The sequence below is a fragment of the Streptacidiphilus neutrinimicus genome (genome assembly GCF_000787815.1).
GTDB lineage: Bacteria > Actinomycetota > Actinomycetes > Streptomycetales > Streptomycetaceae > Streptacidiphilus > Streptacidiphilus neutrinimicus.
Genome location: NZ_BBPO01000045.1, coordinates 59,876 through 70,990, shown reverse-complemented (window position 1 = coordinate 70,990; position 11,115 = coordinate 59,876). Strand labels below are relative to the sequence as shown.

Genomic DNA, 11,115 nt, shown 5'->3' with positions numbered 1-11,115 from the left:
GAAGCGGGCCATCCAGTCGGCGGCCTCGGAGGCGGGGACGCGTTGGAGGCGCGTTGCGCCGTGGCGGGCGGCGATGGAGTCGACCGCGCGGGGGTCGGATTCGACCATCTCGGCCACGAGCAGGCAGCTGCCCGGGTCCACCCAGGCGCTGAGGCCGACGAGCGCGCCCGTCTCGTTCTCCGCCTCCTCGCCGTCGGCCAGGGCGCCGACGCCCGCGCCCAGGGCGATGCCGATGGCCGTGGCCAGCGGGCCGATGAAGAGGCCGAGGATGGTGCCGACGGTGCCGAAGCCGACCATGGCGCCGCCCGCGCCCGGGTCGTAGTCCAGCGGGACGGTGACCTTGCCGTCCGCGTCGCGCTGCATCAGCGCCGCCCGGTTGACCGTGGGCAGCTCCTTCACGTCCTGGAACGCGGCGGTCGCGGCCGCCTGATCGGTGAAGGTGAAGAAGAGCATCTTGTCGTCGTGCTCCATGTCGGAGGACATGTCCTTCACGTCGCACCGCCCTCGCCGCGCAGCTCGCGGTCGACGCGGTCCTTCTTCGCCCAGGCCTCCTCGTTCTCCTCGATCTTCTCGAGCGCGTGCGAGGCCGCCTCCTCGGTCGGGAAGGGGCCCAGCAGGAAGCGCGCGGGCTCCTGGTGGCCCTGTTCGGGGCGGTGGTGCTTCAGGCAGTAGTACCACTGTTCCGGCTTGCCGAGCTGTGCCTCGTCGAGGTCCTCCCGCAGCTCGTCACCGGCGTCAGGCCAGCTCACCTCGGTCACCTCCGGGCAGGCTTCCGGGCGGCGCGGGTCGCGGCCCGGTCTCGCCGCCCATCCTCCGACGTCGGCGGCCGACATGCGCGTTGGGGCGGCCGTTCGGTGCGAGGCGTGCTGAGGAGTGGAATCATGGTCACGAAGGATCGTCACTAAGAGCGATGGGACGGATACGCATGCCTCTGAAGGGTGAGTACGAGCCGAGCCCGACGGACTGGGTGCGGGCCCAGGTCGAGCAGTACGAGTCGTCCGGCGGGAAGGAGGGGACGACGATGCGGGGGATGCCGGTGATCCTGCTGACCTCCATCGGCGCGAAGAGCGGCAAGCTGCGCAACACGCCGCTGATGCGCGTCGAGCACGACGGGCGCTACGCCGTCGTCGCCTCGCAGGGCGGCGCGCCGAAGCACCCGGTGTGGTACCACAACCTCAAGGCCGACCCCCGGGTCGAGCTGCAGGACGGCACGGTCCGCCAGGACATGACGGCCCGAGAGGTCACCGGCGAGGAGAAGGCGCAGTGGTGGCAGCGAGCGGTCGCCGCGTACCCGGACTACGCCGACTACCAGACCAAGACCACGCGGGAGATCCCGCTGTTCGTGCTGGAGCCCGCCGCCCACGGGCACTGACGGCCCGCATCCCGCCCTGGCCGCCGGGACCGGCGGCCAGGGTCCTTTCTCTGTGCGCCGTGTACTACCTGGACCAGGTGACCACGAAGTCGGCGTTGTTGCTGTTCGCGATCGGGGTCACCACGACGGTTCCCTTGGCGCCCTGGTACGCGCCGGTGCCCGAGGTGATCGTGTAGGTCTGGGTCGGGGCCTGCGAGGCGAAGTCCTGCGTGGAGTTGTCCGCGATCAGCATGCCCTGGCTCGTGGCGATCTGCGCCGAGCAGGTGGCCGTGGCAGGCGCCTTGGTGAACAGGCAGTACAGGTGGTCGGTCGCGTAGACGGCCGTCGAGTGGTTGGTGTGGGTGCCGGCGTAGTCGTTGTCCGTGCTGACGGCGTAGTCGCCGACGGCCGGCGCGGTGCTCGGATTCGCGATCACCTGGCCGGACGACGTGTAGAGGTTCGACGACGTGCTGACGCTGTAGAACTTCCACGTCGTGGACGGCGTCGAGGGTGAGGCGCTGGAACTGCCGGAGGAGCCGCTCGGCGTCGCCGAACTGGAGGGCACTCCGCTCAGCGGAGGCGGTCCGGACGGGCCGGGCGAGCTGGAGTCGGCGGGGACGGCGACGGCGGCCCCGGTCGCCACGGCCAGCATCGCTGCGGCGAGGGCGGCCGCCGCGGCCGAGAAACGCGCGTGCGAACTCATCGGGTCCTCCCGAGGTCGGGGAACCCCTCGCACCATTCTCTTCGCTCGCGGATGAGGTTGCACCATCTGGGGGAGGCACGCGGACGGGCCCGTCGGCGGGCACGTGTGCGCGGTCACGCCCCGCCGAACGCCGTCACCCCGGTCCCCGTGCCGATCAGGACGCGGTCGCCGCTCAGCACCGGCGAGACGAAGTGCGGCAGCGTGTCCGTCGCCACCTGGGCCAGCACCCGGCCGCTGGTCTGGTCGAGCGCCAGCAGCGTGCCCGCGCCGTAGTCCGGCACCCACACCGCGCCGCCGCCCAGCGCCGGCGAGCCGGACGCGCGCAGCGGGACGCGCCAGCCCGGTCGCGGGACGCCGTCGGCCCCCACGTCGACCCGCAGCAGCCCGTCGGCGCACGGCACGAACACGGTGGCGCCCGTGACGGCCGCGGTGCCGTACGCGCTGCACAGGTGCGCCTGCGCCTGTTCGCCGCCGACGCCGGTGTGGTGCAGGCGGGTGGCGAGGCCGAGGGTGTAGCCGGTGCCGCGCTTGCCGACCGTCATGACCCAGGGGCCCACCAGGGCCGGGGTGAGCGAGCCGAGGTCGAGGTCGTGCGCGTTGTCGTCCGGCCAGCTCGCGGGCGCGAAGGAGCCGGTGACGGACAGTGAGTCGGGGGAGAGGGCGAGGACCGAGTCCGAGCCGTCCCAGGGGCCGTTCTCCGACGCGCCGTTGCCGACCGAGACGAGCACCCGGCCGTCCGGGGCGAGGACCGGCCCGCCAGGCGCCCAGATGCCGCCCTGGCGGCTCGTGGGGATCGCGTACGTCAGCAGCGGACCCGAGCCCGTCGCCGGGACGGAGACGACCGCGCCGACATAATTGGCGCAGTCGCCTTCCAGACCGCCGTAGGTGATCAGCACCCTGCCGGCCACGGCGGCGAGCGCGCCGCGCTGCTGCTGGACGTGGAGGTCGCCGCGCGGCGGTTCGGCCTCCCGCCGGACCCGGACCTCGCCCGTCGCGGGGTCCAGGCCGGTCAGGACGTGCTGCCCGGTGCTCAGCTCGGCGAGCGTGAAGACCAGGCCGGTGCCGGGCTCGTAGACGGGCGTGCTGGTGATCCCGAGCGGGTCGATGTCGCCGCAGGGCAGGGTGGACCGCGCGGCGGGCGTGCCGAGGGAGGTGTGCCAGCGGACCCGGCCGGTGGCCGGGTCGAGCCCGTAGACGCTGTCATGCTCCGTCGCCGCGATGGCGGTTCCGCGCACGATCAGCGGCTGGCCGTAGACCGCGCCGTCGAGCTGCGCCCGCCACTCCTGCCGCAGCGCGCCGGGCGCGGGGACCCCGGGGACGTCGCCGGAGCGGGCGGAGTCGTGATGGTAGGTCAGCCAGTCGCCGGGCAGTGTCGGCGCGGGGCTCGCGGCGCCGGGCGGGAGCGTCAGCTCGGCGACGGGGGAGCCGGCCGGTGAGGTGGCGTGGGCCGGACCCGGCGACGCGCTCGTGCACCCGGCGGCGGGAAGCCCGGCGGCGAGGAACGCGGCACCGACGGTCAGGACACGCACGACGCGGCGAAGGCGGGGCACGTCCCCAGTGTGCGGCGGGGCGCCACCGACGCGTGGCAGCGGCGCGCGTTCCTGTGACGGGTGTGCCTGCGGTGGTGCACTCTGAGAGGGGGCGGTGGCGGCGTACGGACGGAGGTCGGGCGGGCGCATGGGGCTGACCGGCAGCGGGATCCTGATCCTGGTGGCGTTGCTGACCGTGGCGTGTCTGGTCGCCATGGTGTGGTTCTGGCCACGCCTGGCCGGACACGGCTGGAAGCCGGTCGCGGGTCGGATCGTCGCCGTCGTGGTCACCCAGGTGCTGCTGGTGTCGACCCTCGGCATCCTGGTCAACGACTACTTCTCCTTCTACAGCAGCTGGCACGACCTGCTCGGGATCGGCGGCGGACCGGTCGCCGTCCAGGCGTCGGTGTCCGGCGCGGGCTCGAAGCAGGGCCCGCACGGCGCGGTGGAGGTGCTCGGCCAGGAGGCGACCGGCTCCGGCGGCATCGGCGTCCGTGCCCCCGCGCAGGTCGGGCGGGTCGACCAGGTCCGCATCCCCGGCCACGTCACCGGGCTCAGCACCGACGGCTACGTCTACCTGCCGCCGCAGTACTTCCAGCCGGCCTACGCCAAGGACAGGTTCCCGGTGCTGCTGGTGACCACCGGCTTCCCCGGCGTGGCGAAGAACCTGCTGACCAAGCTCCAGTACCCGTCGATCGAGCTCCAGCTGCTCCAGCAGGGAAAGATCAAGCCGATGGTGCAGGTGCTGATGCAGCCCTCGCCCTCGATGCCCCGCGACAGCGAGTGCGAGGACATCCCGAACGGCCCGCAGGCGGAGACCTACTTCACCGCGGATGTGCCACTCGACGTCGAGGGCACCTACCGGGTGCGCACGGACGCCGCCGGGTGGGGCGCGATCGGTGACTCGACGGGCGGCTACTGCGCGCTCAAGCTCGCCATGCGCAACCCGTCGGTCTACTCGACGGCCGCCTCGCTCTCGGGCTACTTCAAGGCCGCTGAGGACGTCACCACCGGCGACCTCTTCGGCGGCAGCCAGATACTGCGTGACCAGGCGGACCTGACCTGGCGGCTCACGCATCTGCCGCCACCGCCGGTCTCGGTCATGCTGGCCAGCAGCAGGCAGGACGGCGCGTCCTACCGCGAGGGCCAGGCCTTCGCGGCCTTGGTCCACCCGCCGATGCAGGTCGCCGAGGCGACGGTCCCGACCGGCGGCCACAACTTCACCACCTGGGTCCGGCTGCTGCCGGCCTCGCTCACGTTCCTCAGCGACCACCTGGCGCCGCCGGCGCCGTGAGGCATGCGGGGGCGCTCAGGGCCGAGCTGCCAACGGCGGGGGCTCACGGCGGGGCCGCTCGCAGCGGCGCCGCTGCTCAGAGCTTGTAGCCGATCGCCCGCAGGAGGCTCTTGCGTGCCGCGACGTCGGCCTCGGTCTCCTCGCCGAGCGGCGGCGCGCCGTCGACCACGCCGACGGCGCCCCGGCCGGCCGCGGTGACCGCGACGAGGACCTGGACGGGGTTGGCCGTGGCGCAGAAGACGCCGCAGACCTCCGGGACGGACTTGACCGCGTTGAGGACGTTGACCGGGAAGCCCTCGCGCAGCAGGATCACGAACGAGTGCCCGGCGCCGATCGCCGTGGCGTTGGCGACCGCCAGCGCGACGAGCTCGGGGTCGTTCCCGGAGCGGCGGACCAGGCGAGGACCGGAGGCCTCGCAGAAGGCGAGGCCGAAGCGCAGGTGCGGGCTGATGCCCGCCAGCGCCTCGTGCAGGTCCTCGACGGTCTTGATGAAGTGGGACTGCCCGATGATCACGTTCAGGTCCTCGGGCTTGTCGACCGCGACGGCCTCGATGGACACCGCTTCAGCTGCCATGGGGTCAGCCTGCGCGACCGCGACCCTCCGCGCACGTCGGAGTCGGCCGCTATGCTTGCCCCATGCAGCTTTCCTCGTGCCGGTGCTGGTGGCGCTCCTCCTAGGAGCGGCCCCTCTCGCACGCACGCCTCGAAGGGCCGTTCGTCACGGACGGCCCTTCGGCGTTCCCCGGCTCGCACCGGGGTGGATGCGCCGAACCGCCGCCCGGCGGCCCGGCCCGGTCCCTCACGACCCGCATCCACCACCCCGAGCCCGGGAGAATCCGATGAGCAGCCGCCCCACCACTCTGCCGACCACCATGGCGACCACCCGCACGCGCATCCTGACCGGCGACCGTCCGACCGGCCGCCTCCACGTCGGCCACTACTTCGGCAGCCTGGAGAACCGGGTCCGGCTGCAGAACGAGGGCGCCGAGGTCTACGTCGTCATCGCCGACTACCAGGTGCTGACCGACCGTGACATCGCCGCGAACCTGCCCGGCTACGTCGAAGAGCTGATGCTCGACTACCTGGCGGTCGGCATCGACCCGGAACGCTCGGTGATCTTCACGCACAGCGCCGTGCCCGCGCTGAACCAGCTGCTGCTGCCGTTCCTGAGCCTGGTCTCGGTGGCCGAGCTGCAGCGCAATCCCACGGTCAAGGACGAGATCAAGCACTCCAGCCAGGCGGCCGTGTCCGGACTGATGTTCACCTACCCCGTGCACCAGGCCGCCGACATCCTGTTCTGCAAGGCGGACCTGGTGCCGGTCGGCCGTGACCAGCTCCCGCACCTGGAGGTCACGCGCACGGTCGCGCGCCGCTTCAACGACCGCTACGCGCGGTCCGGCGCGCCCGTCTTCCCCGAGCCCGAGGCGCTGCTGTCGGCCGCTCCGCTGCTGCTGGGCACCGACGGCGGCAAGATGAGCAAGAGCCGCGGCAACGCGATCCAGCTGGCCGCGGACGCGGACGAGAGCGCCCGCCTGATCCGGGGCGCCAAGACGGACACGGAGCGTCACGTCAGCTACGAGCCCGAGCGCCGGCCGGAGGTCTCCTCGCTGGTGCTGCTCGCCGCGCTGTGCCAGGACCGCGACCCGGTCGCGCTCGCCGAGGAGATCGGCGGCGGCGGGGCCGCCCGGCTCAAGCAGGTGGTCACCGAGTCCGTCAACGAGCGCTTCGCGCCCGTCCGCGCGCGCCGTGCCGAGTTGGCCCGCGACCGGGCCGCGCTGCGGGAGCTGCTGCGCCGCGGCAACAAGCAGGCCAACGTCGTCGCGGACGCGACCCTCGAGGAGGTGCGGTGCGTCATGGACGCTGTCTACTGAGCGTCGCCCGTTTCGTTGCACTGAGTTACACAGGTGACGCACAGTAAGACCTGTGACCTGCAGTGACGTAGGTCAGGCGGTGCGCGAGAGTTTTCCGTCCGGCGTCCCCCGGATGGCCTCCCGGGGTGGTTCGCGTACGGTCATGCCGGGGACGCTGGTCGGGCGGGCGGTACCCCGCCGATCGGCGTGGTACCGCCTAGTGATCCATCGTCACAACCACTGGAGAAGTACCGTGGCACGCGCAATATCGTTGATACCGAGCCCTGATGAGTCCGTGGTCGAGGCCGCGGACGGGGCCGCCGGGGGGCCCACCGGGCGGGAGGCGGCGACCGCCGCCGAGCCCGAAGCCGACCGCGTCCCCGACTGGGCCGCTGCGCTCGTCCACAGCGCCGTCGCGAACCGGCCGGTCGCCGACGTCGCCCGTCTCTTCGCCCTCCTCGACGCCGACGGCGAGAACGCCTGGCCGCACCCCGCCAGCGAGGTTGCGGCCGGTCGGCCGCTGGAGGAACTCACCGTCCTGCTGGACTCGCTGCGCGGCCCGCAGCAGACCCGCGGCCGGGACATCCTGCGGGTGGCCGTCGTCTCCCGTCCGGTCCCCGAGGTGGTCCAACTCGTCCACGCCCTCGGCGGCCCCAACTCGCCCGTCGTGGAACAGGCCCTCCAACTCGCGGCGATCGCCCGCCCCGTCGATGACGTGGTCGCCCTCGCCCGCGCGCTCCAGGGCGTGGCCGTGGACGCTGAACCGGAGTCACCCCCGCAGGGGAAGCGCCGCAAGTCCCGCTGGTCGTCCGGCTGAGGTAGTTGCACTACGCAGGGGCGCGAGGAACTGCGCGGCAAGCCAACCTGAGTGGTTTCGCCGCCGAGCGAGCAGCGCCATCCGCTCAGGGTGGTTCCTCGCGCAGTTGCTCGCGCTCCTGAGGTGGCTCGCCAAGTTGCTTGGCGAGCCGTTTCGGGGCGCGGGAGAGCCAGGCTTCGGTGATGAGTTCGCGGAGTTCGCCGACCTCGATGCGGTCGAGCTGGACCAGGACCGCCGGGTAGCCGTCGAAGTGCGGGATGGTGAAGTAGACCTGCGGCTCCGCCGCGATCAGCGCGGCCTTCACGCCCTCGTCGGCCACCCGCGCGCCCAGGATCGGGCCCTCCGGGGCGTCAGACCCGAGCGCGGCGAGGTCAGGACCCCGCAGGGGCCGCTCCCAGACGAACCCTTTTCCGTCTACCCACCAGTGCGCGTGGTCGCGCGACGCCCGCTCACTCGTGCCCGGGAGCGAGAGAGCGATGCCGCGGACGTCGTCCCAGGTCGCCATGGCTGCATCGTAGGCCCGGACCGCGGCGTTTTCCGTCACCCGGAGGCGGTACCGTGTTCGGGCCAAGGTCACGGGTGGGGAGAGAGCGGCGCGGAGCCGCTCTGTGGCCGGCGGGTCCGGGTGATGGAGAGGGTTGGGAGCATGCTGGAAGCGCGTCGCCTCGGCGACCGGTACGAGCTGGGCGGCGTCCTCGGGCGTGGCGGCATGGCCGAGGTCCACGTCGCGCGGGATGTGCGGCTCGACCGCGTCGTCGCGATCAAGACGCTGCGAGCCGACATGGCCCGCGACTCGGTCTCGCAGGCCCGCTTCCGCCGCGAGGCCCAGTCCGCGGCCTCGCTCAACCATCCGGCGATCGTCGCCGTCTACGACACCGGCGAGGACTTCCTCGACGGCATATCCCTGCCGTACATCGTGATGGAGTACGTCGAGGGCTCCACCCTGCTCGCGCTGACGCAGTCCGGCCGGCGGCTGCTGCCGGAGCGCGCCCTGGAGATGACGGTCGGCATCCTGCAGGCGCTGGAGTACTCCCACCGCAGCGGCATCGTCCACCGCGACATCAAGCCCGCCAACGTCATGCTGACCCGTCAGGGCATGGTGAAGGTCATGGACTTCGGCATCGCGCGCGCCATGGGCGACGCGGGGATGACCATGACCGCCACGTCCGCCGTGATCGGAACCGCGCAGTACCTCTCCCCGGAGCAGGCGCGCGGCGAGCAGGTGGACGCACGCACCGACCTCTACTCCACCGGCTGCCTGCTGTACGAGCTGCTGGCGCTGCGCCCGCCCTTCGTCGGCGACTCGCCGATCTCCGTGGCCTACCAGCACGTGCAGGACCAGCCGCAGCCGCCGTCCCTGTACGACCCGCAGATCTCGCCCGACATCGACGCGATCGTGATGCGGGCGCTGGTCAAGGACCGTGAGCAGCGGTACCAGAGCGCCGACGAGATGCGCGCGGACATCGAGCGGGTGCTCTCCGGCCAGACGCTGTCGATCATGGCTCAGCCCGCGCCGCAGGTGAAGCCGGCCTCGGCCCGTACGGCTCCGCAGCCCGCCCCGCAGCCCGCCGCGCCGGCGCCGTCCCCCCGCCCGTCGCGGGCGCCTGCCGCGCCGCGGCCCAGGGACACCGGGGTCGACCGCGCCGCGTATCTGAAGCTCGCCCTGCTCGGCGGGGTGACGCTGCTGCTCACCACGCTCATCACCTACACGCTGATGAGCTGACGCCGCCTCGTCCCACAGCCGGGCGCCCTCGCCGGGAACGGACGTTCCCGGCGAGGGCGTCGGCATGAGCGGGCGTCAGTTCTGCGGGCTCCGCGCGCTCTGCGGGCCTTCCGGGTACACGACCGCCGCCGCGCCGCCGCCGCGCCGGACGGGTTCCGCGGCGGCCTGCAGCAGGCTGCCGGGCAGGGCCTGGATGCCGGTGGCCGCGCCGATCTCCGGGTTGAGCGTGAAGGACTCGCCGATCGCCTCCAGCCCCGCCTCGTCCGCGCTGCCGAGGAAGGCGGGTTCGGCCTCCGTCCGGGCGAGGTTGCGCTGGCTGATCCTCGGTGCGGCGATGGCCTGTTCGAGGCTGAGACCCCGGTCCACGTGCTCGGTGAGGACCTGGAGCACCGTGGTGATGATGCTGGCCCCGCCGGGGGAGCCGACCGCGAAGTCGAACCGGCCGTTCTTCAGCACGATCGTCGGCGACATCGACGAGCGCGGCCGCTTGCTCGGCCCCGGCAGGTTCGGGTCGGGGACCCCGGCGACGGCGGGCGTGAAGTCGAAGTCCGTCAGCTCGTTGTTCAGCAGGAAGCCGCGCCCGGGCACGGTCATCGCGCTGCCGCCGGTCTGCTCGATCGTCAGCGTGTAGGAGACCACGTCGCCCCACTTGTCCGCGACCGTCAGATGCGTGGTGTGGGTCCCCTCGGGCGTGGTCGGGGCGGGCGTGCCGGCGTTGACGCAGCCGGAGGAGGGGTGCAGCGGGTCGCCGGGGGCCAGCGGGCTGGTGAGGCTGGAGTCCGGAGAGATCAGGCAGGCGCGGGAGTCCGCGAAGCGCTGGGACAGCAGCGCCCGCGTCGGCACGTTCTCGAAGCGCGGGTCGCCCACCCAGCGGTTGCGGTCCGCGAAGGCGATCCGGCTGGCCTCCAGGTAGTCGTGCAGGTACTGCACCGAGGAGGCGTGCTGCAGGTCGAAGTCGTTCAGGATGTTGAGCGCCTCGCCCATGGTCGTGCCGCCGCTGGAGGACGGGGCGATCCCGTAGACGTCCAGGCCCCGGTAGTGCACCCGGGTCGGGGCCTGCTCGCGCACCCGGTAGGCGGCCAGGTCGGCCGGCGTCATCGCGCCGGAGCGCGCGTACCAGCCGGAGGCCGGGTCGACCTGCGGATGCTGCACGATCGCGGTGATCTCCCGTCCGATGTCGCCCCGGTACAGGGCGTCCACGCCGTCGCGCTCCAACTCGCGGTAGGTGGCCGCCAGGTCGGGGTTGCGGAAGACGCTGCCGACGGCGGGCGGCTGACCGCCCGGCAGGAACAGGGCGCTGGTGGCCGGGAAGTAGGAGAAGCGCGTCTGGTTCTGCGCCGTCTGGTCGTGGAAGGTCTGGTCGACGACGAAGCCCTTGTCGGCGAGCTTCTCGGCGGGCTTGAGCGACTGCGCGAGCGAGCGGGTGCCCCAGCGGTGCAGCGCCTGCTGCCAGGTGAGCAGCGAGCCCGGAACGCCCACGGAGCGGCCGCTGTCCACGGCGGTCCAGAAGTTCAGCGGCTGACCGTTCTCGACGAAGAGGTTCTGGTCGGCGGTGCTGGGCGCGGTCTCCCGGCCGTCGAGTGTGGAGACCCGGTGGCTGCGGGCGTCGTAGTAGACGAAGTACCCCCCGCCGCCGATGCCCGAGGAGTAGGGCTCGGTGACCCCGAGGGCGGCGGCGGTGGCCACCGCCGCGTCCACGGCGTTGCCGCCGTGCCGCAGCACCTCGATGCCGATGTCGGTCGCTTCCGCCGAGACGCTCGCGACGGCGCCGCCGGTCCCGGTCGCCTCCGGCTGCTTGGGCGCGGGGACGTCGGCGGGGGCGGGGGCCGGGGCTGCGGCGGATAAAGC

Annotated in this window: 11 protein-coding genes and 1 pseudogene; 5 read left to right on the top strand and 7 right to left on the bottom strand. The window is 72.7% G+C overall.

Translation table 11 applies throughout. The features are described from left to right. Both TR48_RS25695 and TR48_RS25690 read right to left on the bottom strand, forming a co-directional pair. Positions 1-483, bottom strand: a 483-nt coding sequence (locus TR48_RS25695) for a hypothetical protein (protein WP_052443000.1), incomplete at its 3' end; no start/stop codon positions are given. Positions 484-488: 5 nt separating this feature from the next. Then, a complete protein-coding gene (locus TR48_RS25690) occupies positions 489-749 on the bottom strand; it encodes a hypothetical protein (protein WP_152628182.1) in 261 nt (86 codons plus the stop codon). Between the two features lie 176 nt (positions 750-925). Between TR48_RS25690 and TR48_RS25685 the strand changes: the two genes are divergently transcribed. Continuing rightward, entirely contained in the window at positions 926-1,372 is a 447-nt protein-coding gene (locus TR48_RS25685) for a nitroreductase family deazaflavin-dependent oxidoreductase (RefSeq protein ID WP_042371451.1), read from the top strand. A 64-nt stretch (positions 1,373-1,436) separates the two neighbouring features. Here the strand turns inward: TR48_RS25685 and TR48_RS25680 are convergent, their stop codons facing one another. Together TR48_RS25680 and TR48_RS25675 are read right to left on the bottom strand one after the other, a co-directional pair. Next, positions 1,437-2,054: a hypothetical protein gene (locus tag TR48_RS25680; RefSeq protein WP_042371450.1), complete on the bottom strand. Its 618-nt coding sequence runs from the start codon at positions 2,052-2,054 to the stop codon at positions 1,437-1,439. Between the two features lie 113 nt (positions 2,055-2,167). Then, positions 2,168-3,604 carry an outer membrane protein assembly factor BamB family protein gene (locus TR48_RS25675; protein ID WP_161789906.1) on the bottom strand — a complete coding sequence of 479 codons (1,437 nt, stop codon included), beginning with the start codon at positions 3,602-3,604 and terminating at the stop codon, positions 2,168-2,170. Positions 3,605-3,731: 127 nt separating this feature from the next. Between TR48_RS25675 and TR48_RS25670 the strand changes: the two genes are divergently transcribed. Continuing rightward, on the top strand, positions 3,732-4,877 hold the full coding sequence (locus TR48_RS25670; protein WP_042371449.1) for an alpha/beta hydrolase: 1,146 nt from the start codon (positions 3,732-3,734) through the stop codon (positions 4,875-4,877). Positions 4,878-4,953: 76 nt separating this feature from the next. On the opposite strand, the gene TR48_RS25665 is transcribed toward TR48_RS25670, so the two are convergent. Further along, a complete protein-coding gene (locus TR48_RS25665) occupies positions 4,954-5,451 on the bottom strand; it encodes an adenosine-specific kinase (protein ID WP_201777157.1) in 498 nt (165 codons plus the stop codon). Positions 5,452-5,716: 265 nt separating this feature from the next. Here TR48_RS25665 and trpS point away from each other — a divergent pair, with 265 nt between their 5' ends. Next, positions 5,717-6,748, top strand: coding sequence for a tryptophan--tRNA ligase (gene trpS / locus TR48_RS25660; RefSeq protein WP_042371445.1), 1,032 nt, complete (start codon positions 5,717-5,719; stop codon positions 6,746-6,748). A 232-nt stretch (positions 6,749-6,980) separates the two neighbouring features. Continuing rightward, entirely contained in the window at positions 6,981-7,544 is a 564-nt protein-coding gene (locus TR48_RS25655) for a hypothetical protein (RefSeq protein WP_152628180.1), read from the top strand. 85 nt (positions 7,545-7,629) lie between these two features. Here the strand turns inward: TR48_RS25655 and TR48_RS25650 are convergent, their stop codons facing one another. Beyond that, positions 7,630-8,049: an MmcQ/YjbR family DNA-binding protein gene (locus TR48_RS25650; RefSeq protein ID WP_042371441.1), complete on the bottom strand. Its 420-nt coding sequence runs from the start codon at positions 8,047-8,049 to the stop codon at positions 7,630-7,632. A 141-nt stretch (positions 8,050-8,190) separates the two neighbouring features. On the opposite strand from TR48_RS25650, the pseudogene pknB reads away from it, so the two are divergent. Beyond that, a pseudogene (pknB, locus tag TR48_RS25645) lies at positions 8,191-9,183 on the top strand (Stk1 family PASTA domain-containing Ser/Thr kinase); the annotation flags it as partial. A gap of 159 nt (positions 9,184-9,342) precedes the next feature. On the opposite strand, the gene ggt reads toward pknB, so the two are convergent. Next, the coding region (gene ggt / locus TR48_RS25640) for a gamma-glutamyltransferase (RefSeq protein WP_042371439.1) at positions 9,343-11,115 on the bottom strand (1,773 nt) is incomplete at its 5' end.